Here is a 22,827-nt window from a genome sequence, read left to right on the forward strand (position 1 = left end):
AAGACCTGAGCAGGTTTTTACTGGGTCATTACAAGTTTATATAATTGGTTAATTAAGCATAGCCATAAGGAGCATTTAAATACCATATATGTCCCTCTATCACATGACTTGTGCATTTATTTTCAACTGTTGAATCTGCTTTTAGTTCTTGATTCAAATAGCAAAAAACAAAATCATCCAAATAATCTTTTAATCCTAGAATTATTTGTCGAAAGCTATGGTTATGATAAGTGAGTGTATCCAAATTGTGATCCGGTTTGATAACACCTATCACTGTAAGCGTAGGAAAATCTACACCGTAGGTAGTTTTTCCTAAACCTGCTGTAATAGAGTGTTTATACGTATTGCTTATATTTTGAATCAACCATAAGTATCTGTAGTTCTTACCTAATACCATTTGTCTAAAACTATCTAATTGAGCACTTATCTCATTATTAAAAATTTCAGGGTATGATTTTTTAAATTTATTTTTGAATAAATCTAGCCTAAAGATATCCGAATACCCCTCAATAACAATTTCTTTTTCCCATGGTTTATAACGTTTAAAAAGATTCATAAAAGCAGCAACAACAAGATCATCTATAAATCTTCGAATAGAAGCAATTAAATTCTCTACAATAAAATGATAATGATTAGAACCTGTACCCGTAATGCCTACACTGTAATGCCCTTTAATCTCAGAGTAAAACGCTTCAATCTGCTCAATACAAAATTCAATGTAGTCAATCCGTTGTAAAAGAGAAGTGATATCAGGTACTCGTCCTATTCTGGGCATACTGATACTAGGTAAATTATGAGAAAAATCCATTACCTTATCTTGGTAACGCACTTCATTGCGCCCCCCCAATAGATAAACGGGACCATTAGAATCTCTGCCAGTATAGAAATTTAATTCTTTTACTTTTACACGCCAAAAACCTTCTACTTTTGCATAGAACCATTGTTCATTTAGTTCATCAAAAATAGGAACTTGCCCTTCTGGCTATTCATCAAGGTTAGGCGGAGCTATTTTAGTCGCTGAATATGGTAAACCATAATCTTCTGGCACCTCTTCAAAATACATAAAATATTTATCGTCATAATCATAGTGATATATTTTCATAATTAATTATCTACCTAGGTAACTTCCTCATTTATTAAACCCATCCTATTATTAACACAGCCCAAAAGTAGAATATTTCCTCAGCCTGTAGTCAACAAACTTATCTCTAAAACACAAATCACGCCCTCCAGAATACAAGCAATAAAATAGATCAACTGTATAATAGACTGGTTGTTTTAAAACATGGGCTTCAAATAGTTTTAAGTTTAAGGTAACTGCTATGGATATTAACGCAAGTATTGTTGACCAACGAATCATTGGCATCGCTGAAGAACTATCAAGTGAGCTGGAAGAGATTATTGGCAATGATGATCCTGTGCGCAAGAAGTCTCTTGCATTTGTCCTGTTATGCGTAAGCACGGTATTAGATACACCTTTGACAGAGGCTCTTGAACTTCTCACAGAGGGGGGCAATGATCTAGGTGTTGATGCCTTACATTTAAGCGAAGTTGATGACGGCGAATTCACTGTTACCTTGTTTCAGGGCAAGTACACTCATAAAAATCTCAATGGAGATACTAATTTTCCAGAAAACTCAATTAAAAGTTTAATCAGTCTTGTCAGTAATATTTTTGACCCGAATAAACAATTCACCATGAACCCACGTTTGGCCCCGCGTATTGAGGAAGTACGCTCTCTGATTCGGGATGGGTATATACCCAATGTTCGTTTGCTATTTTGCAGCAACGGTCAACGTTGGAATAATCAGGCCCAACAGTGGCTCGACAACTCGGGGCTTAATCACAGCCAAGTCCATTGGGAACACTATAACCATAATGATATCGTCGCTGTTTTACAGCGAAGCAAAGCAGTCAATGACAGTATTCAACTTACTGGAGAAGCTATAATCGAGGACTTTAACTTTCGTCGTGTCTTAGTTGGAAAAGTACCTGTTACTGAAATCGCTAAGCTATTTGACCGCAATGGCGATTTACTGCTTGAGCGTAATATCCGTCGTTATTTAGGACGTAACACCAATCGAATAAATAATGCTATTCATGACACACTAGTAAGCCCAGAAAAGCAAAAAGACTTTTACTTTTTTAATAACGGCATTACCATGACGTGCACCAAAATGCGCCACAACGCATTACAAGGCAGTGATTACCAGCTAAAGTTAGAAAACATTCAAATTATTAATGGTGGCCAAACCTGCAAAACCATTCAACAAACCCTTAATGAAGCGAATGATACTCATTCTTTTAATGAAGTCTACGTATTGCTACGCCTCTATGAACTTGAAAGTGATGACGATCAACTTATTAACGAGATAACTTTTGCCACCAATAGCCAAAACCCTGTAGATTTACGCGACTTACGCTCGAATGATAGCTTACAAATTCAACTGGAAACAGGTATTAATTCACTTGGCTACATCTATAGACGTTACCGTGAAGAGTCAACAACCAGTAGCCGCATTATTACTAGTGCTACCACCGCCGAAGCTGTGATGGCTATTTGGCGCAAATCTCCACACCAAAGTAAATTTCGACGACGTGAACTTTTTGGAGCCCTATACGAAAAGGTTTTCACTAACTTGAGCCCTGCCCAAGCCATACTCGCCGTATTGATATTTCGGGCAGTTGAAAACGAGCGTAAGCGCCCCACTCTGCTGCAACCCACACCCGACTTTCTACCCTACGCCGCACACTATATGGCCATGCTGGTAGGTCAACTGCTGTTGTCTCAAGCCCAAATCCGACTACAGGATATCAACCATAAAAACCTTGAAGAGCTTATACATCACTTAGAGCAGAACACAGCCGAGTTAATTACTGAGGCTGCCCTGCAACTACAAAAGGCATTAACCGAAATTTACGGTGAACGCCAAGTTTCATTGCAACAGCTTTCAGCCACTTTTAGACGTGGGGACTTATTAGAGTTTTTGCCGAGATGATCTTGTAGGTTTTGAATTCGAATAACGATTAATTCAGAACAAGTTTAGTTAATCGTTATCATATATAGACTTTCAATGTCCTATCAGGACAACTAACATGGTTAAATTATTGTCTTTAATTTTACAAATTATTCTGTAGTCACCGACACGATATTTCCAAAACTCGCCTAATTTGCTACCAGTTAGGGCTTCCCCAATGTCTCTTGGATTATTCAAGGTCGAAACACGTTCGTGCAAAAACTGAATAAGTCGCTTTGCTACTGGTTTATCGAGTTTTCTAATTCTTTTAGCTACTTCTTTTGTTAACTCAATCTTCCAAGCCATATTCTTCAATTAGCGTTTCTAAAGAAATAGTTTCACTTTTTCCTGTCCGCACATCTACCAATGCTTGCTCAGCCAAATAAAGGTCTTCTAAGTCATCAATATGTTGCTTGATAGCTTCTTGCATATAATATGTGCGACTTCGACCAGTGGTTTCAGCTAAGTGACTAATACGCTCAACAAGCTCTGTTGGCAAACGCAAAGATACGTTAGTCGACTTATTCATCGTTTCACCCAAAACAGTATAATATTTGTATTACATTGTACATTGTAGTGAGAACATGAACAACCATTTTGACATCCTCCCCGCCCTAAAGGACGGGGATTCCTACTAGCTCCCACGCTTTGCGTGGGTTACTCTCGGTGGGTTCTTGCTGCTGACCTCTCAATGAAGTTCACTTCACAAGCTCGACGGCTGTGTCCCAGCCTGATATTTTACGTTTGGACGATAGCTCGCCCACGTGCCAAAACGTTTAACGCCCCAACCACATCCGCATTTTCTGTGTAGCCACATTCTACGCATTCAAAATAAGCCTGCGTTTGGCGATTTTCCTTTGCGGTATAACCGCAAAAAGGACAAGTTCGGCTGGTGTTCTGCGGTGAAACAACGACTAAAAAACCGCCTAACCATTGAGTTTTATAGTCCAACTGCCGTCTGAACTCGAACCAAGATTGGTCTAGTATCGCTCGGTTCAAACCTGATTTCTGTTTCACATTTTTGCCGTGTTCTTCCGCTGTGCCTTTGGCTGATTTGGACATATTCGACACCTGTAAATCTTCAATGTAGATCATCGCGTGGTTTTTGCTGATTTTGCTTGAAGTTTGGTGCAAGAAGTCTTTACGACTGTTGGCGATTTTGTAGTGCAATTTGGCGATTTTCGCCTTTAATTTCTGCCAGTTTTGGCTAAATTTAACCTTATTTTTAAGTCGGCGTTGTAGTTTTGCTAGTTTGCCTTTGTAGGTTTTAAAGGCATTCAACGGCTCAAAATATTCACCGCTTGAAAGGGTCGCAAAATGGGCAACGCCCATATCTATCCCAATTTCTCCGCCTCGATGTGTTGGGATTTCATATTCAAATTCCGTTTGAATACTGATAAAAAAACGACCACACTTTTGGCTAACCGTGACGTTTTTAATTTCACCGACCACAGCACGGCTGTTGCGATAACGAACCCAACCGATTTTCGGAAGATACAAGCGGTTGTTTTGTTGTTCCAGTTTGCAACCTTGCGGAAAACGAAAGCTCTCTTTCAAGCCTTTTTTCTTGAATTTCGGGAAGTCAGCACGCTTTTGAAAGAAATTTTTGAACGCACTTTCAAGGTCTTTTAACGACTGTTGGAGCACTTGGGAATGGCAGTCCTTGAGCCAAGGTAGTTCTTTTTTCCAGACAGGAAGCAGATTGGCTATTTTCGTATAACTGAACTTGACGCTATTATCTTGCTCATATTGTTCATTCTGCCAAGCCAACGCCCGATTAAACACAAAACGAGAACAGCCACAGAACTGCTTAATTCTGCGGATTTGTTCGCCGTTTGGCATGATTTCAAATTTAAAGGCTTTGCGTAGTTGCATTGGCAAGGTTTAGAATATGATTTTCCTTATATCTTACCTTTGGTCTATGAAAAAAGAAACTGAAATCAGGCACGGTAGACATTGCATTTTTAATCTGCACGTTCACTTAGTCTTTGTACAAAATACCGCCCTGATGTTTTTACGAAAGCATCTGCAATGATTTTGAAGCAAAATTAGTCGAGTTTGACGGCGAAGACGATCACGTTCATTTACTCATTGAATATCCGCCGAAAGTGGCAGTTTCTACGCTAGTAAACAGCCTAAAAGGTGTATCAAGTCGAATGATTAGAAAGAAAAATCACCCAAGTATCCGAAAAAACTTTGGGGCAATCAGCTTTGGTCGCCATCTTATTTTGCCGGTAGTTGCGGTGGTGCACCCATTTCAATTATTCGCCAATACATCGAGCAACAACGAACACCCGATTAGTTAGCTTTGAAACGGCTACGCCGTTTTGCCTTATATCTCCGCCCTGAAGAACGGAGTTTTACGGCACAGGGTTGATAAAATCCAATCCGCCACGCTAAATGGGTTAAAAGTAAAAATTAAATGATCGGACAATTAGTGTGACATAGGGGGTATACATTAAGACTCTCAATTAAGTTACATAAAATACCTTACACCCTCTCACTGCCCTCAAAAATATCGTCCCCCCTCCTTCTTGACTTTAGTCAATTAAGTTTTTTATCCATTCAATCTTTACTTCTATGGATTTAAAACCCTCATCCGTTCGACTATTACAGCTATTAAAGAGTCAGTTTTATAATTATCTACATTATGCATAGTATGCTCTTGTGCTTTAACAATAGAATTGACTTCTTCAATAGCTACATAATCTCCAAAACAATTAAATATCTCTAGACCTCCAGTTCGTGCAGCTTCTTCGCCAAGCTTTGTAGTTAATATCGCACAATCTTTACAAATTATTTTCGTAGCTCCTTTCTCTACGATGTCCTTCCCAAGATAAGTTCGTTTAGCTGTCTCAAAAAACCATTTTCCTTTATTGTTTTTTCTAACCGTTTGTAATTTTTTTCTATGGCACCCTGGACACACCCAGTCCTCGGACACCTTACTCCAACTATCTAAGTTTGTAACGTTAGTAATATATGCAATGTCAGCTTCATTAGGCCTTTCAAGCGGAGGGAGATTAGCTTTATAACGCCAAGAACTGTAATTTACATCTATAGTACTAGCTAATTTTTTAGTTAATAGTGAAAAATCAGAAGATACTTTATTTTTTTTTGCAATATTCTCTGCCTGGGCTGTAACTGCTCTGGCAAGTTGTGTATGAGGTATCTTTTGAAACCAATCATGAGTATTTAATGCTATATCAGCAATTCGTCTAATTATTTTTAACCTTAATTCAAAAGTTTCTTTATGACTTTCCCAAATCTCTTGGGCCACATCATGCTTGATCACGTGTTTCACGTTTGGTTTTGCCTCAACAAACCGTCGAATTTCCAACGGCGAATAAGAGAAGTGTTTATGAGTATTGGCGATTCGCTTAGCATCTCGATCTGCCTCATTACAGTCCACACAAATTATTGCTTTATCATAAGCTGCGACCACCGGCGCCAATCTATCGATATAATCAAATGCGGACTTATCTGCATTCGGAACTTCAGCCATTTTATATTGTTCTTCAAACTCTATTTTGACTAGATCTCCCATATGGTCATGGTGCTCAACCAACCAACACATCAGCTCTCTCTTTGAGTTTAAGCGAACAATATCACCCTTATGCCTACCACATGATGGACAATGCCAATCCATACTTGTCATAGCCCACCAAGAAGTCATATCAACCCCTTGGGCCCCCAACTTTTGCATCAACTCTTTCGTGAGAGGTGACATCACCCCATCAAGTGCAATTTCACCCTGGGCTACCAAATCGATTAATTTTAATTTTTCTTGTTCTATATCCTTTAAAAACTCATCTGATGTTCCATCAAAACCCGTCATAATCTCACCTTAAAATTGAAAACTCCTGACTCACTGATTATAAGTAAGTTGTGAAGGATGAATATTAACAATTGACGATTTAAGATAAATTTAAACTATTAATTTATTATGTTTAAGGATTATCCAAGATAGCGGTATTTTGGCCGCTTATGTTAACTCAGAGATGGTAGTGACCCTACAGGTATTAAAAAATGAAGTCAATCTATCAAAGCGATTCGCCGACAAACAGGTTTTTCACGCAATGCGGCTCGAAAGCATTAAACTTACGAATAATCCCCTCTACTTAAGCGTGAGAAAAGATGGTGGTAATTCACGAGGCATATTATTCGCCCTAGCAATAGTCGTCATCACTGGACTAATATCGATCCCGATAGAGCGACCACCAAATTCCTTAGCAATTACTGATGTCAAACCTGTGCCGGACCAGGCATCGACCACCAAATTCCCTCTCTCTACCTCATAAGTAGATAGCACCTCACGAACAAATCCATAGGAGTAGCCCGCACAATAGCGGTACAATGACTCCTCCGGAGGTCGTCTTAGTTTAGGCGATATTGAGATCATCATGTAAAACGCTTTATAAAAACCAGTCTATATCTTAATGTGCTTAATGCTTATACAGAAGCGTAGTATAACCTTGCTTAAAGTGTCAGTTCAGGGACTACTCAAAAATATCCTGCCCACACCAACCATCACTTACTCAATATCTCGGCACCCAACTTAACAAACTCCACCGCCACCGCTTGCTGCTCTGCGATTAAATTAAACACAGCGTCTTCCGATAAGACCCCACAAGGCAGATCCTTTGGTATCTCACCCCTATCATAGGCCTCGTTATCGGCATGCCATTGCGCACTCCCGTAATAGCTCACCAAAGCATCATAATCAGCCTGAACCTCAGCCCACTGCGCATGGGTTGTACGCAGTGTTTCCATCAGCTCATTCATCTGATTAAGAATGTGTTCCATTTGCTTGATATGTTTAAACTGTTGCTCCATGATGCTTCTCCTATGAAATCACGTTGGACTTAGCGGCGAATCGCTTTAAACCCCGAGTTAAAGCGCTTAACAACTTTCATTCCCAGCTTCCTTGCTTGACAAATACTCACGCAAGCCCTTATCACGTAATTCACAACTAGGGCAATGACCACAGCCGCCCTGCACCCCTAAATAGCAAGTATGCGTTTTTTGACGTACAAAATCCAAATAGCCCAATTCATCAGCTAAGGCCCAAGTCTGCGCCTTAGTTAAATACATTAAGGGGGTGTGGATTTGAAAATCATAATCCATGGCTAAATTCAAGCTCACATTCATGGACTTAACAAAAATGTCGCGGCAATCCGGGTAGCCACTGAAATCCGTTTCACTCACCCCCAAAATCACATGCTTAATGCCTTGGGACTTTGCATAGATGGCAGCGTACATTAAAAATAAGGCGTTGCGCCCATCCACCATGGTATTTGGCGGACCATCGGGGGAGTTTTTTATAGACGCTTTCGCATCCATTAGGGCATTATGCGTTATTTGCGCCATCAGCGACAAATCAAGGATGTGTTGTTTCACCCCCAATTCCTCGGCAATCGCTCGTGCGCAATCCAACTCAATGGCGTGCCGTTGACCATATATAAAACTGATGGCTTGCACCTGATTCGGTCCGTAGTGGGCCAATGCCTGTAACAGGCAAGTCGTTGAATCTTGGCCACCCGAAAAGATGACCAAGGCTTGTTCTGAACATGACATGATAAGTTTCCGTAGTTTTTATTTCGCCCTCTAGAAGACGGCGCGGGAGGATTTCGAACCGCGCTTGGCTGCCATTATACTATGCTAGCAATGCCTCAACCTGCCCTTCACCCTCTTCCGCTTCCGGCGCTGGTATGGGATCACCCGGGTGATATTCAAACACTGCAATAGACTCAACATGCCCCGTGTGCGGAAACATATTTATCACTCCAGCACTGATTAAGCGATAGCCACCGACTCTAACCAAAATCGCTGTATCACGTGCTAAGGTGGCGGGATTACAGGAAACATACACAATGCGTTTAGGTCGTTCGTGCGCTTTCAAGGCGGCTAGCGCACGCGATACAGCTAAGGCACCATCACGTGGCGGGTCAATCAACATGCGATCAAAGTAACCCAATGCTCGCAGCCATTCCACATCCACCTCAAAAAGATTTAAGGTAGAAAAACTCATTTTATCCTCCAAACCATGCTGAGCGGCAGCAGCCAGTGCTCGTTCGGTTAAGGCCTCACTACCCTCAATGCCCACCACCTCCTTGGCCTGGGTGGCAAGCGGTAAGCTGAAATTGCCTAAACCACAGAATAAATCCGCCACTCTATCACCGGCTTCCACCGCCAATAAATTCAATGCTTTGGCAATCATGGAGCGATTAATAAAGTGATTCACCTGAGTAAAATCGGTCGGTCGATAAGCCATTCTCAAGCCGAACTGATCAAGACGATATGCGAGCTTTTGCTCATCCTCAGCGGGCAGCGGGTGGACCGTATCCGGCCCCTTGGGTTGAAGCCACCAACTCACGTCGTGCTCTGCCGCAAAGGCATGTAACTTGGCAATATCCGCCGCTTCAAAGGGCTCCAGATGGCGTAGTACCAAAACTAAGGCCTCATCACCCACAGCCACTTCCATCTGCGGAATCCGCTCTTTAATACTTAAGGACGCAATCAATTGACGGAGCGCCGGCAGCATATCAGACAGCCGTTGAGGCAGTACCAAGCACTCCGTCATATCGGCGACATAGCTACTCTTACGCTCTCTAAATCCAATCAATATCCCGCCTTTTTTTGCTACGTAACGCACGGACAGACGGGCGCGATAGCGATAATGCCAAAACGGCCCATAGAGCGCAGGTAATATCTGAGGAATATCCAACTTGGCAATATGCTTAAAACAATCCTCTAAGGCTCTTTGCTTAATTGCCACCTGGGCCTGGGGTTCTACGTGCTGCATCAAACAGCCGCCACAAACACCGAAATTTGGGCATTTGGGCTCTACTCGTAAACTAGAGGCATGTAATACCTCTTCAGTCACCGCTATTTCATAGGAGGGTTTTCTTCTGACGACCTTGGCACGAACGGTTTCGCCTGGCAAAGCCCCCTCGACAAAAATCGTTTTACCCTCTCGTCGGGCAATGCCGCGAGCCTCAAGATCAAGGGATTCAATCGTAAAGAATTCTGACATATCTCACCTGCTAAAACTAAGGGACTATTTTACCTGAGATTTGCCACTAAATTAATACAAAGGCGCTTCCGCCTGAGGCTCGCAGAGATGTCAGGCAGCATGGCCCTTGTTATGCCGAAACCATAGCAAATTAGGCCACTGCATAAGCTAAGCAGGATAACGCCACTCGGCTAAATACTCCGGCCAGGGCGCACGCTCGCCTAGCGCAGTGAGTGAGTCATACACTAGACGTAACTCCCGCTCGTAAGCGGTCTGATCCAATTCACACGTCAACAGTAGATAGCGTAAGTACATCAGCCAAGTATTGACGACATCCGTCTCACAATACGCTCGAATCTCATCAATCCCGCCATTCTGATAGCATGGCCACACCTGACTACCGTCCATGCCTAGCTTACCCGGAAAGCCACAAAGCTTGGCCAGCTGGTCTAAGGGGGCATTAGCACGCGCGTTGTACGTGGCTAATACATCCATCAGATCGGTGTGACGATCGTGATAGCGATTGAGGTAGTTGTTGTATTGAAAACTGCGATCCTCCTCACCCCTATCCCAATAGCGCAAGGAAGGGATGCCGTGAATCATCGCCCGGTAATGCAGTACCGGCAGATCAAAACCGGAACCATTCCAAGAAATCAGAACCGGTACGTAGTGATCAATGACTTTATAGAAGCTACGAATAAGTGAAGCCTCATCATCACCTGGCTCACCTAAACACTTCACATGAAAACTGTCTTTATTTCTAAAAACGCAGCCTATGGCAATGATTTTTTGCAAATGCAAGGGCATAAAATCGGTGCCGCTTTGCGCTAAGCGCTCACGCTGAGCAATTTCAACCACCTCCGCATCCGACAAGGCAGGATCAAGCTGCATCAATTGGCGAATGCCATGTGCATCAGGGATTGTTTCTAAATCAAAGACAAGACGTGGGTACATGGCATTGACAATTAATCAAACTAACTTATTTAGGTAGATAAGACAGCGGATTCACCGGGGTGCCGTTACGACGAATCTGGAAATGCAAACGCGGCGAAGTGGTATCACTATCACCTAGCTCAGCGATTTTCTGCCCCCTTTTGACACGCTCATTTGTCTGCACGGTAATGCGACTATTATGTGCATACGCCGTAATAAAGCCATTACTGTGAGTCACTAACACTAGATTACCCAGACCGCGTAAGCCATTACCGACATAGGAGACGGTACCATCAGCGGCTGCGTTAACCGGCGTACCAATGGTGCCGGCAATATCAATACCACGGGTGGTATTAGAGAATTGGGTAATGACATTACCCCGCACTGGCCAAGCCCATGCAATGGTCGCCGCATCGCTGGCACGAGCTGGCTGAGTTGCGGCAGCCGATGGTGATGAGCTTCTTGCTGGCGCAGACGGCATGGCGCTTGATGATGCCACCGCACCACCGACACGTAAACGCTGTCCAACCTCCAGCTGGGACGGATCAGAAATACCGTTTAAAGCGGATAGATTTGCCACGGTGGTGCCGTGACGTCTGGCGATCGAGTACAAGGTATCACCTCGTTGCACGACATAGGTACCACCACCTGCGCTAGCAGAGGCAGGGGAACCGCCTGCTGAGCTGATCGGGGCCTTAGTGCCCGAGCTACAAGCAGCTAATATCGCTGAAAAACATAGGGCACCGATGATGTATATTTTTCTATTCATCCAATAACCTTTTTCACTAAGGAATTTCAAAAGCAATCAAAAATAATTCTAAAAAAATCGGCTCACGATTAGATTGATTCATTGTAGCTTATCAAGGCTGACAAAGTGGTAACAAATACTCAATCTAGCCTAAGCCTCTACCCCTGGAAGTAGGGGCACAAAACGTGTTTCTTCGAGTTCATGCCGCTCCCACTGGTACGGCGAGACGCGTTCAAACATCAGTAAATACTGTCTTGCACCACCCACCGGAGCAACTAAACGCCCACCGATGGCGAGCTGTTCAAATAATGTCTGCGGCAAGTCCAAACCCGCCGCCGCAATCACGATAGCATCAAAGGGCGCAAACGGCGCTAAGCCCTGAAGTCCATCCCCATAGTGTAAATGAATATGAGCGGTTTTCGGCAGATGGGAAAGATTCTCACTCGCCAACTCATACAGCCCGCGAATTCGCTCAACCGCATACACTTGATTGTACAACTCTGCCAATACAGCCGTCTGATAACCACAACCGGCACCGATTTCCAACACCCGCCCACTCCTGCCAGCCGCTAGCGCCAAGGAGATCATGCGAGCGACGATATACGGCTGGGAGATGGTTTGCTTATAACCAATGGGTAAGGCGGCATCATCATATGCACGACTGGCCAGCCCCTGATCCACAAAAATATGCCGTGGCACCCTATACATCGCTTCCAGCACCCGCGTATCGCTAATCCCCTGTTGTTGCAAGCGCTCAACCATACGCTCTCGCATACGGGTAGAGTTCAGACCTATATTCATTGAGGCTCGACAAGTAGACTGCGCCAAGGGACGAGCACGTCGATTCGCATCAGCGAATGTGCCCTGACCAGCAGATAGTATACGTGTGTTGCTGTTAGCTGCAGAGACCACGGGCTTGGGAATCATGCCCATGCCCTCCATTTTGGCTGCCTCGCGCTTAATTTGCGCATCACGCAAATGGGGCCGGAATGTAAGTGGGTTACTTGCCATTAAAATTATTTACTACTAATCCACTGACGAGTTAATTCAAGCTCAGCGTGGTGGGTTAAATCAAGATTGAGTGGCGTCACTGCCACATAGCCATTTTGCACGGCGCCGAAGTCCGTATCATCCGCAAAATCACGAACATTACCCACCGCACCGATCCAATACATGGTCTCACCATTTGGACTACTCGTGGGTACTACAGCCTGTGATGGATGGCGACGACCTAAACGAGTGACCCGAATATTCTCAGGATCATGTGCGGCTAAAGCGGGAATATTAACACTTAATAGCATCGGCGCTTGACGAGGCTGCGCTAATTGCTTTTTAACAATATACTGACTAATCTGTGCCGCTGCATCCAAATGCGGCCACTCACGCTCAATGAGTGAAAAGGCAAGCGCTGGGTAACCAAATAAAAAGCCCTCGGTAGCCGCCGCTACGGTACCGGAGTACAGCGTATCCTCACCGAGATTAGCGCCGTTATTAATTCCTGCAACGACTAAATCAATCTCCCGTTCAATCAAGCCAGTTAATGCCACATGCACCGAGTCAGATGGCGTACCATTTACGTAGTAAAAGCCATTTTTTGCTTGTCGCACCGCCAATGGACGGTTTAAGGTCAATGAATTAGAAGCGCCACTATGATTTGTCTCAGGGGCGACCACTGTCACATCAGCTATTTCGCTTAATGCCTCATACAGAGCCTCGATGCCCTTGGCATGATAGCCATCATCATTTGAAAGAAGAATATGTTTTCTCATACCACAACTGATTTATTTGGATGCTAAAGATTATAACAGCCTTAGCCTTTGTTTTAGGCCGCAAAAATACAATGTAAAATGCATTTTCATAACTGCCACGGTCGTTGCTTGGTTTTTTCAATATAATAGCTAGGCCGATTATTTATTTAGAGAGTTCAGAGCGCATGTCTTCCCTGCTATTTGCCCTTATTATCGCTGCGATTGCTTATCTGATTGGTTCCATCTCCTTTGCGATTATCAGTTCCAAGCTGCTTAAGCTGGAGGACCCACGCCGCTATGGCTCGGGCAATCCAGGCGCGACCAATGTCTTACGCAGTGGCAATAAAAAGGCCGCCGCCATGACCCTGCTGGGTGATCTGCTTAAGGGATGGTTAGTGGTTTTTCTAACAATGCAATTGGTCGCTAAGTGGCAGCTCTCGCCCTGGTTAATCACAGTGGCTGCCATTGCCGTTTTTTTAGGGCATGTCTACTCGCTCTGGTTAAACTTTAAAGGCGGCAAGGGCGTCGCCACGGGCGTCGGGATATTGTTAGCACTAAACCCCTTACTCGGTGTTATTTGCATTGCGACCTGGTTAATGGTGGCAATGATGTTCAAGTACTCATCGCTGGCTGCCATACTGAGTGCCGCTATGGCGCCAATTTACTATCTCTTTTTGAGTACCAGCAATGGCAATTTTACTTGGCCGTGGATGAGCGCGATTCTTGTGATTGCTATTTGGCTCATCTATAAGCACAAAGGCAATATTCATAAACTGATCCATGGCAAAGAAAGCAAAATCGGCAGCAAGAAAAACGCCCCACCACCAAGCGCCACCACATCAACTGCACATAGTAAACGCAAAAAGCGTATCTAGTCTGGGTACCTTAGCCGCATTCATGAAAATACCTAGCCAGTGCTTAGATCTCAGCCAAGTCCCAGCGGGTACGTATGCGATGGCTATAATTACGTGCTGACAAATCCACTAGGCCTGCTTTGATACGCTCAGCGGCTGCATGCGCAATCATGGCGCCATTATCCGTACATAAAGCCAAGGGCGGAAAATACACCTTGGCACCCAAACGCTGTGTCTCCCTATCTAAAAAGTCACGAAGCTGACGATTCGCGCCCACACCGCCAGCCACCACTAAGCGCTTGAGACCGCTTTGCTTCATGGCCTTAATCGCCTTATAACCCAAGACATCGATAATCGCTGCTTGGGTGGCGGCCGCTAAATCGGCTCTATCCTGCTCACTCACAGCACCTTGCGCCTCCAGCTTTCTAAGGGTGGTTAAGACGGCCGTCTTTAAGCCGCTAAAGCTAAATTCCAAATCCTGACTATGCTTTAAAGGACGTGGCAGTTGAAAACGATCTGCCTCGCCCCCTTCGGCTAAACTCGCCAAATGCGGACCCCCTGGATAGGGTAAGCCCAGCAACTTCGCCGATTTATCAAAGGCCTCGCCGGCGGCATCATCCAAGGTTTCACCTAATAGCTCATACTGTCCCACACCATCGACTCGCATCAATTGCGTGTGACCACCAGAAACTAATAAAGCCACAAAAGGAAACGCTGGCACCTCGGGCGCCAGCATCGGCGATAACAAATGCCCTTCCAAGTGATGAATCGGGATGGTAGGAAGATGATGACTCCACGCAAAGGCCTGTGCTACGCTGGCAGTGACTAATAAAGCACCAGACAAACCCGGACCAGCCGTAAAGGCAACCGCATCAATATCACTCACCGCTAAACCAGCATTTTTCAGTACATCGTAGCATAGGGGCAACACCCGTCGAATATGATCGCGCGAGGCCAATTCCGGCACCACACCACCATAGGCTTGATGCATGTCGATTTGACTATGCAAGGCATGAGCTAACAAGCCCTTTTCAGTATTGACAATGGCTACACCTGTCTCATCACAGGAACTTTCAAAACCGAGAATATTCATAAATTGCTGTATTAATTTCATTAAAGATTTAAAATACTAAAGGTATTTTTTTCAATTTTTTACATCGTTTTTAAGCGTACAAAGCACTATGTTTGAATCACTCTTTAAGCTTCGTGAGCATCATACCACCGCTCGCACTGAGGTCGTCGCAGGTCTTACCACCTTTTTGACCATGGCCTATATCATCTTTGTCAACCCGCAAATTCTTGGCACCACTGGTATGGATCAGGGTGCCATTTTTGTGAGTACCTGCCTCGCCGCCGCCATCGGCTGCTTTGTCATGGCCTTTTTTGCTAACTGGCCAATCGGCATGGCACCCGGTATGGGTTTAAATGCCTTTTTTGCCTTTACCGTGGTGGGCGCCTTAGGCTATACATGGCAGCAAGCACTGGGGGCGGTATTTGTTTCTGGGGTGATCTTTATTATTTTAACCGCAACCGGTATTCGTGCATGGTTAATTCGCGGTATTCCCAAATCTCTGCGCTCATCGATTGTCGCAGGTATCGGTTTATTCCTTGCCTTTATTGCGTTACAAACCTCGGGCATTGTGGTACACAATCAAGCCACACTCGTAGGCCAAGGGGACCTCTCTTCACACCAGGTATTATTTACCATTTTAGGCTTTTTTGTGATTGTCGCTTTAGATACCCTACGTGTTAAGGGAGCGATTTTAATCGGTATTTTATTTGTCAGTCTGTTATCCATGCTCTTTGGTTATAGCCAAGCACCGGATAGCTTGATTTCTATGCCACCATCTATTGCGCCCACCTTTTTGCAATTAGATATTTGGGGGGTGTTAAATTTTGGTTTTATTAATGTGATTCTGGTGTTTGTACTGGTGGAAGTTTTTGATGCTACCGGTACCTTAATCGGCGTTGCTAAACGCGCTGGTCTGATGCCCGAAGACCGTCCTAACCGCTTGGGTAAAGCGCTATTTGCGGATAGTACAGCGATTTTGGCGGGTTCTCTGATCGGCACCAGTAGTACCACCGCCTACGCCGAGAGTGCCTCCGGTGTACAAAGTGGTGGCCGCACGGGGATGACTGCGATGGTGGTAGGTATTTTATTCCTACTGTCCTTATTCTTTGCACCGATCGCTGGCATCGTCCCAGCCTATGCTACCGCACCCGCCCTACTCTATGTGGCTGGTCTGATGATGCGTGAATTAATTGAAATTGATTGGGGTGATCCAACCGAAGCCGTGCCGGCCTCGCTTACCGCATTAATTATGCCATTTACCTACTCCATTGCTGAAGGGATTGCGTTTGGCTTTATCAGTTATGTCGTACTTAAACTAATTACAGGTAAATTCAGAGATTTACATCTCGCTACAATTCTTGTAGCTGCCTTATTTATCGTGCGTTTCGCTATCGAATAAGCTTTTTTTAATGGGAAATAGTGGCAGATTCTGTAGGTACTCTTGGATTATTCCGATCGATCTCCATATACAATAGGGTTAATCCATGCAGTTGCTTTGATATAAAGTTTCTGCCCACTCACCTCATCAAAAGGACTGTTATGAGCTATCAAGAATTAACTAAAGACACTTTCCAAGATGCCCTTAATCAGGATGGCATTGTGGTAATCGATTTCTGGGCCCCTTGGTGTGGTCCCTGCCAGCAGTTTAGCCCTACCTTTGAGGCGGCTGCTGAAAAGCATACGGAGATGAAATTCTTTAAGGTCAATACGGACGAGGAGCAGGAAATTGCTCAGGCCTTAAAAATTCGCTCGATCCCCACCTTGATGATTTTCCGTGACCGCATCTTACTATTCTCTCAGCCTGGCGCATTGGCTCCAGCTCAGTTTGAGGAGGTACTGACTAAGGTCAAGGAAGTCGATATGGATCAAGTTCGGGCCGAGCTTGCCGCTCAAGGACAAGCACAAGACGACAAGCAAGCCTAGTCCGTGTTTTAGCCCCTTAGCCTTTACATGCGGTCGCCTTGCTTCAGCATGGCGACCGTATTTTTTAATTGACCAAGCGCTTAGCTTAGCGAGCTAAGCACAGCAAATTCACGCAGACTAAATCATTTCCTCAGCTGTACGTATTTCCCAGTTGGCCTGCCCTCGAGTTAAGTTACGATGGCTTACTTCGAGCTCCTGCACCATCGACACGGGAATTAACCACTCCCATTTCACTCCTACCTCGTCAAATTCCTCTGCAACAAGCTGCACCCCCGCTTGGGCCAAATGCACTTTAACGCGCTCCATCTCCGAATAAGGGCAATCGCAGTACACGCGACTCATGGCGACAATTTTACGCTTCGGTGCCTCATGCAAACACTTGGCGGCAGTGCCCCCATAGGCTCGCACCAAACCGCCTGTGCCTAACTTAATACCGCCATAGTAGCGAATCACTAAGACCACGATATTCGTTAGTTCCCTCCCCTCAATCGCGGCTAGAATAGGTCGTCCGGCCGTACCGCCAGGCTCACCATCATCATTAAAGCGATAGTCATCACCGATACGAAAGGCCCAACAATTGTGCGTGGCATCCGCCTGACTGTGCGCTTCAATAAACTGCAAAGCCTCATCCACACTCGCTACCGGGGCAGCATGGACAATAAAAAGACTTTTCTTAATCGTTTCCTCGTAAGAAACTGCGGTTATCAGTTCAAACAAGCCTGGCTCCTTTGACTGAGGTTGCGGTTACTGCTCAAGACCACGAGAGGCCAGATAGGCATCATAATCACCAGAGTAATCAATTATCTCGCCATCCGGTAAAATTTCGATAATGCGATCGGCAATACCGGAAATAAACTGACGGTCATGCGAAACGACCACCACCGTGCCTTGATACTTCTCTAAAGCCATTTGTAGCGACTCAATCGACTCCATATCCAAATGGTTCGTGGGCTCATCTAACAATAAAATATTATGGCGACCAAGCATCATGCGCCCAAACGTCATCCGGTTTTTTTCACCACCAGAGAGAATGGACACCTTCTTGACAATATCATCAGCAGAAAAAAGTAAACGACCCAACACCGAACGCACGGCTTGATCGTCATCACCTGGTTGACGATATTGTGCCATCCAATCGAAGACAGTCAGATCACTCTCAAACTGTTCAGACACGTCTTGCGCCATATAGCCTATATCTGCATTTTCCGCCCACTTAAGCTCACCTGCATCAGGGCTTAAGTCATTTGCCAACAAACGCAATAAAGTACTTTTACCCACCCCATTAGCGCCAATAATTGCCACTTTTTGCCCTGCCTCAATCATGGCATTAAAGCTGCTAATTACCGGTTGCTCATAGGCCTTACCTAGTTTTTCTGCATTAATTGCAAAACGGTGTAGCGGTTTATTTTGTTCAAAACGTATGTAGGGGTTTTGACGCGAGGATGGTTTCACCTCCACCTGCTCCGCTTTTATCCTATCGATTTGCTTTAAGCGTGAGGTCGCTTGACGTGATTTTGATTTATTGGCCGCAAAACGACTGACAAAACCCTGTAGCTCGGCAATGCGCTCTTTGGCCTTAGCGTTATTAGCTAATAGCCGCTCCCGTGCCTGCGTAGAGGCAAGCATATAATCATCGTAATTACCGGGATAAACGCGTATCTCGCCAAAATCGACATCCGCCATATGAGTGCATACCTGATTTAAAAAATGGCGGTCGTGGCTGATGATCACCATAGTTGAATCAAAGCCATTTAACACCCCTTCTAACCAACGAATGGTATGAATATCTAAGTTATTGGTCGGTTCATCCAGTAATAAAACGTCCGGATTGGAGAACAGCGCTTGCGCCAATAGCACACGCAATTTCCAGCCTGGCACAATTTCACTCATCCGTAGCCGATGCTGTTCAATCGGCAACTCTAATCCCAACAGCAACTCGGACGCCCTTGCTTCTGCCGTATAACCATCGTACTCGGCAAACTTCGCCTCCAATTCGGCGGCACGCATGTAGTCATCATCCGTGGCTGCTGGATCCACATAAATGGCATCACGCTCCTGCATCGCAGCCCACATCTCAGTGTGCCCCATCATAACCACATCAATAACCAATTGGTCTTCAAAAGCAAACTGATCCTGACGTAATTTACCCAGTCTCAAACCTGACTCTAAACTGACAGAACCGGCGCTAGGCTCTAAATCACCACCAATAATTTTCATAAAGGTGGACTTACCGGCGCCATTTGCACCAATCAGGCCATAGCGATTGCCGTCGGCAAACTTGATGTTAACGTTTTCAAATAAAGGCTTAGGACCAAACTGAATGGTCAAATTAGAGGTAGCGATCAATTTATAGATCCTCAGAATGTAAGCTAGCGTCGTGCTTATCATCATGCGCATGATGATGCTCCGCCAACAGTAAATAGGCGATGTCATTTTGGGTGGCTAAACCGACCTCTTGACCAATCGGCAAAGTGACGCGCACCTCACCATGACCGTAAGGCAGACCCATCACAAGTGGTACCCCCACCACCTCGCGCAACCATTGAATCACCGTATCCATGTCATAACCATTATCATGAGCGGCTAATTGATAATCGCTAAACTGCCCCAGAATAATGGCCTTTTGCTTAGCTAAAATACCGGCTTGCCATAGTTGGCACAGCATACGCTCAATCCGATAAGGATGCTCAGACACATCCTCAATAAATAAAATACCCTCTTCAATCTCAGGGAAATACGGCGTGCCGATGAGTGAGCAAATCATCGCCAGATTACCACCCCAAAGCACGCCACGTACATCCACCGCATCAGAGCCCGCCGCTTCAAAGCAAAGGATCTCCAATTCATCACGCATGGTTTCTACAAACAACTCAGCCGTCAGCTCATCTACCGCTTGACCACCAAAATCAGGAATTGCCGCTGGACCGGTGTAACTCACCAGACCGGTTTTGGCTAAAAGCGCTAAATTAAAGGCCGTAAAATCGCTATAACCCACATAGCGTTTAGGGTGCTTTGCAAGTAAATCCCAATCAATTAAATGCAAAATACGACTAATACCATAACCGCCCCGACTGGCCAGCACAACCTGAGCATCACTCAAGGCAGCCCGACTAAAGGCTGCCGCTCTAGCCGTATCAATAGCAGCAAAACGTGAAAAGCTACCTTTGGCCTCCGGATCCAAACTGACGTTAAAGCCGAAATCCTGCAACCGTGCCGTGGCCACTTCGAACTGACTCGGGTCCGCCACCGCACTCGATGGTGACAAAATATATAGTGGCATTTTATCTTCGTAGGCCATGAGGTACGGGGGCACGTCATTTGCCTCATCCGAAAGTATCTGCTCATCGTCAAGCAGCGCTTCAGCCGCCAGCTCAACCATGCTTTTATCCTGCGGCTCATGATGATTCATAAAGACTATCCTTTAAAAAATTTGACTCTATTATAGAGGATGGGTTTAACAACGGCACTTTTTGACTTGACGACGTGCTTTAAAAAAGCCTTTTATCAAGCTTGCCGCCCTCTCAGCCAAGACACCCTGCGTAACCGAGCAATGATGATTGAGGCGTGGCTCGGATTGCAAACTAAGCACCGAACCACAAGCCCCTGTTTTAGGATCGGCGGCGGCAAAGACGACACGCTGAATACGACTGTGCAAAATAGCCCCCATACACATGGCACAAGGTTCTAAAGTAACGTAAAGCGTACAATCGCGCAGGCGATAATTACCCAATTGCGCTGCGGCCGCTCGAATCGCTAGCATCTCCGCGTGAGCACTCGGGTCATTGAGACAAATACTTTGGTTATAACCCGTACCCAAAAGCTGCTGATCTGGACCAACCACGACCGCCCCAATCGGCACCTCGCCAATTTGCATCGCTTTTTCTGCCTCTGCTAAGGCCATCGCCATAAACACACGATCCTGATCCATACCTTTTGATTACGCTTCTGAGTGAAATACACTTGTAACTTGCCAAGCAGCAGCCTAGGTTGCTATGCTTATGAAAAACATCAAGCTCACATCTCGCCTCAAAGGATCCACCTATCTATGCTATTTAACCCCTTTGCCGTCGGTGTTTCTAACCTATTTAATCAGACCTCTGCATTTATTAATATGCAAAATCAGTGGTTAAAATCGGTGAATCACTTGATTCCGCGAGTGCCTACCAGTGAAATGACGGTTCTACACCCAGATCCGCAGGATGTGGGTCAATGGCAAAGAAATGTATTTATCACACCGAAAACTAGCGAGCAAACGCTACTTGACGAACTTACGTATTATACCTTTATCCCCACCACGACAAAAGATGCACTACCAACTAAAGCGCGCGGCTTGGTCGTCATGCTACACGGCTGTGAGCAAAATGCCAGTGTGTTTGCCCAAGGTTCGCAAATCAATGTGTTTGCGCAAAAGTTTGGCTTTATCGTGCTATACCCCGAACAAAGCAAAAAGAATAATCTGGCTCAATGTTGGCGTTGGTATAGTTTAACCAAAGACGCAGGAATTGCTGAGGCGAATACCATTATTCAATTAATCGATATGATCGCCAAGGAGTACGCTATCCACCCTAGTCGTATCTTTGTGGCTGGCATGTCTGCCGGCGCCGGCATGGCAACAGCACTCGCTTTTAGCTTCCCAGAAAAATTTGCTGCCGTTGCACTGCATAGTGGACCTGCATTTGCTCAGGCGCATGGCGTCGCTAGCGGCTTAGACGTGATGGGAAGAAGCGATGCCGCTAGCGATGAAGAGTTGTTGGCACACCTAGGCGACTTTGCCAAACCCAAAGCGCACAATATACCCACGCTAATTATGCATGGGGTCAAGGATAGACGCGTCAATATCAGTAATGCCGAAGCGCTTGCTAAGCAGGCACTTTATTTAAATAAACTGCCCCTGAATACAAAGCCAGTCGTCACTCGCCACGAGGAAGACACAATAAACGCCTACACCCAAAAAGTCTATTTCTCCCAACGTAAACAGCCCTTGGTTAAACTCATTGAAGTGGATAATATGGGACATGAGTGGGCCGGTGGTGATACCTCACTCCCCTTTAATGGCAACATTGGTCCTAACTCCAGTGAGATGATTTTGCGCTTCTTTTACCACCATGCAACGCCCTCTAATCAACTAAGTCGCAGCAAAACAGCGAGCTCATAAAAGCTTCGAGGGATTGGGCCCTGCGATAGGCGACCGCCGTCCTTGCTCACATTCGCTTTTATGGTCAGCTTGTGTTACGATTAGGGTTATCACCTAGATAGTGATTTTAAGCTTATATCGCATTCAACGCTATTCGCTCCTACCGCAAGCTTAACAGAGCCATGATATACATCACGCAGAGCTTGCGAGCTACCGTCCCATCAACTAGTGAACGATCGCCCATGGTGTCTTGAGTTAAGGCACTCAACACAGGGTCTTTATATTTATGCAGCGTTAGAGCCTGCGCTACCGACACACTCGGTAAGCGTTGCGGGCTGACTATGATTTATCAATTTTATCATCAGACGCCGTAAAACCACCCACTT

The 22,827-nt window shown here is 45.2% G+C and carries 23 protein-coding genes and 1 pseudogene; 6 read left to right on the forward strand and 18 right to left on the reverse strand.

Annotation, left to right across the window (positions count from 1 at the left end):
* Nucleotides 1-52: 52 nt before the first annotated feature.
* Nucleotides 53-829 (reverse strand): hypothetical protein, encoded by a 777-nt coding sequence (locus HMPREF3144_RS02690; RefSeq protein ID WP_141742708.1) that lies wholly within the window; start codon nt 827-829, stop codon nt 53-55.
* Between the two features lie 493 nt (nt 830-1,322).
* Between HMPREF3144_RS02690 and HMPREF3144_RS02695 the strand changes: the two genes are divergently transcribed.
* Nucleotides 1,323-2,999, forward strand: coding sequence for an AIPR family protein (locus HMPREF3144_RS02695; protein WP_048766727.1), 1,677 nt, complete (start codon nt 1,323-1,325; stop codon nt 2,997-2,999).
* Nucleotides 3,000-3,071: 72 nt separating this feature from the next.
* Here HMPREF3144_RS02695 and HMPREF3144_RS02700 read toward each other — a convergent pair whose 3' ends face one another.
* The 3 genes from HMPREF3144_RS02700 to HMPREF3144_RS02710 all read right to left on the reverse strand — a co-directional run bounded on the left by HMPREF3144_RS02700 (nt 3,072) and on the right by HMPREF3144_RS02710 (nt 4,892).
* Nucleotides 3,072-3,323, reverse strand: coding sequence for a type II toxin-antitoxin system RelE family toxin (locus HMPREF3144_RS02700; protein ID WP_018027257.1), 252 nt, complete (start codon nt 3,321-3,323; stop codon nt 3,072-3,074).
* Nucleotides 3,307-3,546, reverse strand: coding sequence for a type II toxin-antitoxin system RelB family antitoxin (locus HMPREF3144_RS02705; RefSeq protein WP_018027256.1), 240 nt, complete (start codon nt 3,544-3,546; stop codon nt 3,307-3,309). The genes HMPREF3144_RS02700 and HMPREF3144_RS02705 overlap by 17 nt, the downstream gene beginning before the upstream one ends.
* A gap of 209 nt (nt 3,547-3,755) precedes the next feature.
* Nucleotides 3,756-4,892: an RNA-guided endonuclease InsQ/TnpB family protein gene (locus HMPREF3144_RS02710; protein ID WP_070476263.1), complete on the reverse strand. Its 1,137-nt coding sequence runs from the start codon at nt 4,890-4,892 to the stop codon at nt 3,756-3,758.
* Between the two features lie 46 nt (nt 4,893-4,938).
* Here HMPREF3144_RS02710 and tnpA point away from each other — a divergent pair.
* Nucleotides 4,939-5,319, forward strand: a pseudogene (gene tnpA / locus HMPREF3144_RS11360) (IS200/IS605 family transposase).
* 276 nt (nt 5,320-5,595) lie between these two features.
* Here tnpA and HMPREF3144_RS02715 read toward each other — a convergent pair.
* From HMPREF3144_RS02715 to surE, 9 genes are all read right to left on the reverse strand, one after another.
* Nucleotides 5,596-6,852: a hypothetical protein gene (locus HMPREF3144_RS02715; protein ID WP_070476265.1), complete on the reverse strand. Its 1,257-nt coding sequence runs from the start codon at nt 6,850-6,852 to the stop codon at nt 5,596-5,598.
* A 279-nt stretch (nt 6,853-7,131) separates the two neighbouring features.
* A complete protein-coding gene (locus HMPREF3144_RS02720; RefSeq protein WP_036560130.1) occupies nt 7,132-7,419 on the reverse strand; it encodes a class I SAM-dependent methyltransferase in 288 nt (95 codons plus the stop codon).
* 125 nt (nt 7,420-7,544) lie between these two features.
* On the reverse strand, nt 7,545-7,850 hold the full coding sequence (locus HMPREF3144_RS02725; RefSeq protein WP_083290366.1) for a DUF4298 domain-containing protein: 306 nt from the start codon (nt 7,848-7,850) through the stop codon (nt 7,545-7,547).
* 66 nt (nt 7,851-7,916) lie between these two features.
* Complete coding sequence (gene queC, locus HMPREF3144_RS02730; protein WP_070476269.1) at nt 7,917-8,591, reverse strand: 7-cyano-7-deazaguanine synthase QueC; 675 nt, start codon at nt 8,589-8,591, stop codon at nt 7,917-7,919.
* Between the two features lie 79 nt (nt 8,592-8,670).
* On the reverse strand, nt 8,671-10,050 hold the full coding sequence (gene rlmD / locus HMPREF3144_RS02735) for a 23S rRNA (uracil(1939)-C(5))-methyltransferase RlmD (protein ID WP_070476271.1): 1,380 nt from the start codon (nt 10,048-10,050) through the stop codon (nt 8,671-8,673).
* A gap of 147 nt (nt 10,051-10,197) precedes the next feature.
* Nucleotides 10,198-10,983 (reverse strand): 3'-5' exonuclease, encoded by a 786-nt coding sequence (locus tag HMPREF3144_RS02740; protein ID WP_070476273.1) that lies wholly within the window; start codon nt 10,981-10,983, stop codon nt 10,198-10,200.
* 25 nt (nt 10,984-11,008) lie between these two features.
* Nucleotides 11,009-11,731 carry a peptidoglycan DD-metalloendopeptidase family protein gene (locus HMPREF3144_RS02745; RefSeq protein WP_070476275.1) on the reverse strand — a complete coding sequence of 241 codons (723 nt, stop codon included), beginning with the start codon at nt 11,729-11,731 and terminating at the stop codon, nt 11,009-11,011.
* 129 nt (nt 11,732-11,860) lie between these two features.
* Nucleotides 11,861-12,652 carry a protein-L-isoaspartate(D-aspartate) O-methyltransferase gene (locus HMPREF3144_RS02750; protein WP_070476288.1) on the reverse strand — a complete coding sequence of 264 codons (792 nt, stop codon included), beginning with the start codon at nt 12,650-12,652 and terminating at the stop codon, nt 11,861-11,863.
* Between the two features lie 74 nt (nt 12,653-12,726).
* Nucleotides 12,727-13,479, reverse strand: coding sequence for a 5'/3'-nucleotidase SurE (gene surE, locus HMPREF3144_RS02755; RefSeq protein WP_036560118.1), 753 nt, complete (start codon nt 13,477-13,479; stop codon nt 12,727-12,729).
* 164 nt (nt 13,480-13,643) lie between these two features.
* Between surE and plsY the strand changes: the two genes are divergently transcribed.
* Entirely contained in the window at nt 13,644-14,333 is a 690-nt protein-coding gene (gene plsY, locus HMPREF3144_RS02760; protein ID WP_070476277.1) for a glycerol-3-phosphate 1-O-acyltransferase PlsY, read from the forward strand.
* Between the two features lie 43 nt (nt 14,334-14,376).
* On the opposite strand, the gene tsaD is transcribed toward plsY, so the two are convergent.
* Nucleotides 14,377-15,405, reverse strand: a complete 1,029-nt coding sequence (gene tsaD / locus HMPREF3144_RS02765) for a tRNA (adenosine(37)-N6)-threonylcarbamoyltransferase complex transferase subunit TsaD (protein ID WP_070476279.1) — start codon at nt 15,403-15,405, stop codon at nt 14,377-14,379.
* A gap of 88 nt (nt 15,406-15,493) precedes the next feature.
* Here tsaD and HMPREF3144_RS02770 point away from each other — a divergent pair, with 88 nt between their 5' ends.
* Together HMPREF3144_RS02770 and trxA are read left to right on the forward strand one after the other, a co-directional pair.
* Entirely contained in the window at nt 15,494-16,783 is a 1,290-nt protein-coding gene (locus tag HMPREF3144_RS02770; protein WP_018027245.1) for an NCS2 family permease, read from the forward strand.
* A 140-nt stretch (nt 16,784-16,923) separates the two neighbouring features.
* The gene (gene trxA / locus HMPREF3144_RS02775; RefSeq protein WP_018027244.1) at nt 16,924-17,307 is read left to right on the forward strand and encodes a thioredoxin; all 384 of its coding nucleotides are present in this window, start codon (nt 16,924-16,926) and stop codon (nt 17,305-17,307) included.
* Nucleotides 17,308-17,424: 117 nt separating this feature from the next.
* On the opposite strand, the gene HMPREF3144_RS02780 is transcribed toward trxA, so the two are convergent.
* The 4 genes from HMPREF3144_RS02780 to tadA are packed head-to-tail and all read right to left on the reverse strand — an operon-like array spanning nt 17,425 to nt 21,235.
* Nucleotides 17,425-18,024 (reverse strand): IMPACT family protein, encoded by a 600-nt coding sequence (locus tag HMPREF3144_RS02780; RefSeq protein WP_070470580.1) that lies wholly within the window; start codon nt 18,022-18,024, stop codon nt 17,425-17,427.
* A gap of 27 nt (nt 18,025-18,051) precedes the next feature.
* Nucleotides 18,052-19,653: an ABC-F family ATPase gene (locus HMPREF3144_RS02785; protein ID WP_070476281.1), complete on the reverse strand. Its 1,602-nt coding sequence runs from the start codon at nt 19,651-19,653 to the stop codon at nt 18,052-18,054.
* A 1-nt stretch (nt 19,654) separates the two neighbouring features.
* Nucleotides 19,655-20,716, reverse strand: coding sequence for an LD-carboxypeptidase (locus HMPREF3144_RS02790; protein WP_018027241.1), 1,062 nt, complete (start codon nt 20,714-20,716; stop codon nt 19,655-19,657).
* A gap of 45 nt (nt 20,717-20,761) precedes the next feature.
* Entirely contained in the window at nt 20,762-21,235 is a 474-nt protein-coding gene (tadA, locus tag HMPREF3144_RS02795; RefSeq protein ID WP_018027240.1) for a tRNA adenosine(34) deaminase TadA, read from the reverse strand.
* 117 nt (nt 21,236-21,352) lie between these two features.
* Here tadA and HMPREF3144_RS02800 point away from each other — a divergent pair, with 117 nt between their 5' ends.
* Nucleotides 21,353-22,462 carry an extracellular catalytic domain type 1 short-chain-length polyhydroxyalkanoate depolymerase gene (locus tag HMPREF3144_RS02800; RefSeq protein ID WP_070476283.1) on the forward strand — a complete coding sequence of 370 codons (1,110 nt, stop codon included), beginning with the start codon at nt 21,353-21,355 and terminating at the stop codon, nt 22,460-22,462.
* Nucleotides 22,463-22,827 lie beyond the last annotated feature (365 nt).

Origin of the sequence: Oligella sp. HMSC05A10 (assembly GCF_001808335.1) — a bacterium.
Taxonomy (GTDB): domain Bacteria; phylum Pseudomonadota; class Gammaproteobacteria; order Burkholderiales; family Burkholderiaceae_B; genus Oligella; species Oligella urethralis.

What these genes read in the sequence shown, in the direction of transcription:
- HMPREF3144_RS02695 (WP_048766727.1), top strand. Translation starts at nt 1,323, where the DNA reads ATGGATATTAACGCAAGTATTGTTGACCAACGAATCATTGGCATCGCT.
- HMPREF3144_RS02700 (WP_018027257.1), bottom strand. Translation starts at nt 3,323, where the DNA reads ATGGCTTGGAAGATTGAGTTAACAAAAGAAGTAGCTAAAAGAATTAGA.
- HMPREF3144_RS02705 (WP_018027256.1), bottom strand. Translation starts at nt 3,546, where the DNA reads ATGAATAAGTCGACTAACGTATCTTTGCGTTTGCCAACAGAGCTTGTT.
- HMPREF3144_RS02710 (WP_070476263.1), bottom strand. Translation starts at nt 4,892, where the DNA reads ATGCAACTACGCAAAGCCTTTAAATTTGAAATCATGCCAAACGGCGAA.
- HMPREF3144_RS02715 (WP_070476265.1), bottom strand. Translation starts at nt 6,852, where the DNA reads ATGACGGGTTTTGATGGAACATCAGATGAGTTTTTAAAGGATATAGAA.
- HMPREF3144_RS02720 (WP_036560130.1), bottom strand. Translation starts at nt 7,419, where the DNA reads ATGATGATCTCAATATCGCCTAAACTAAGACGACCTCCGGAGGAGTCA.
- HMPREF3144_RS02725 (WP_083290366.1), bottom strand. Translation starts at nt 7,850, where the DNA reads ATGGAGCAACAGTTTAAACATATCAAGCAAATGGAACACATTCTTAAT.
- queC (WP_070476269.1), bottom strand. Translation starts at nt 8,591, where the DNA reads ATGTCATGTTCAGAACAAGCCTTGGTCATCTTTTCGGGTGGCCAAGAT.
- rlmD (WP_070476271.1), bottom strand. Translation starts at nt 10,050, where the DNA reads ATGTCAGAATTCTTTACGATTGAATCCCTTGATCTTGAGGCTCGCGGC.
- HMPREF3144_RS02740 (WP_070476273.1), bottom strand. Translation starts at nt 10,983, where the DNA reads ATGTACCCACGTCTTGTCTTTGATTTAGAAACAATCCCTGATGCACAT.
- HMPREF3144_RS02745 (WP_070476275.1), bottom strand. Translation starts at nt 11,731, where the DNA reads ATGAATAGAAAAATATACATCATCGGTGCCCTATGTTTTTCAGCGATA.
- HMPREF3144_RS02750 (WP_070476288.1), bottom strand. Translation starts at nt 12,652, where the DNA reads ATGGAGGGCATGGGCATGATTCCCAAGCCCGTGGTCTCTGCAGCTAAC.
- surE (WP_036560118.1), bottom strand. Translation starts at nt 13,479, where the DNA reads ATGAGAAAACATATTCTTCTTTCAAATGATGATGGCTATCATGCCAAG.
- plsY (WP_070476277.1), top strand. Translation starts at nt 13,644, where the DNA reads ATGTCTTCCCTGCTATTTGCCCTTATTATCGCTGCGATTGCTTATCTG.
- tsaD (WP_070476279.1), bottom strand. Translation starts at nt 15,405, where the DNA reads ATGAATATTCTCGGTTTTGAAAGTTCCTGTGATGAGACAGGTGTAGCC.
- HMPREF3144_RS02770 (WP_018027245.1), top strand. Translation starts at nt 15,494, where the DNA reads ATGTTTGAATCACTCTTTAAGCTTCGTGAGCATCATACCACCGCTCGC.
- trxA (WP_018027244.1), top strand. Translation starts at nt 16,924, where the DNA reads ATGAGCTATCAAGAATTAACTAAAGACACTTTCCAAGATGCCCTTAAT.
- HMPREF3144_RS02790 (WP_018027241.1), bottom strand. Translation starts at nt 20,716, where the DNA reads ATGAATCATCATGAGCCGCAGGATAAAAGCATGGTTGAGCTGGCGGCT.
- tadA (WP_018027240.1), bottom strand. Translation starts at nt 21,235, where the DNA reads ATGGATCAGGATCGTGTGTTTATGGCGATGGCCTTAGCAGAGGCAGAA.
- HMPREF3144_RS02800 (WP_070476283.1), top strand. Translation starts at nt 21,353, where the DNA reads ATGCTATTTAACCCCTTTGCCGTCGGTGTTTCTAACCTATTTAATCAG.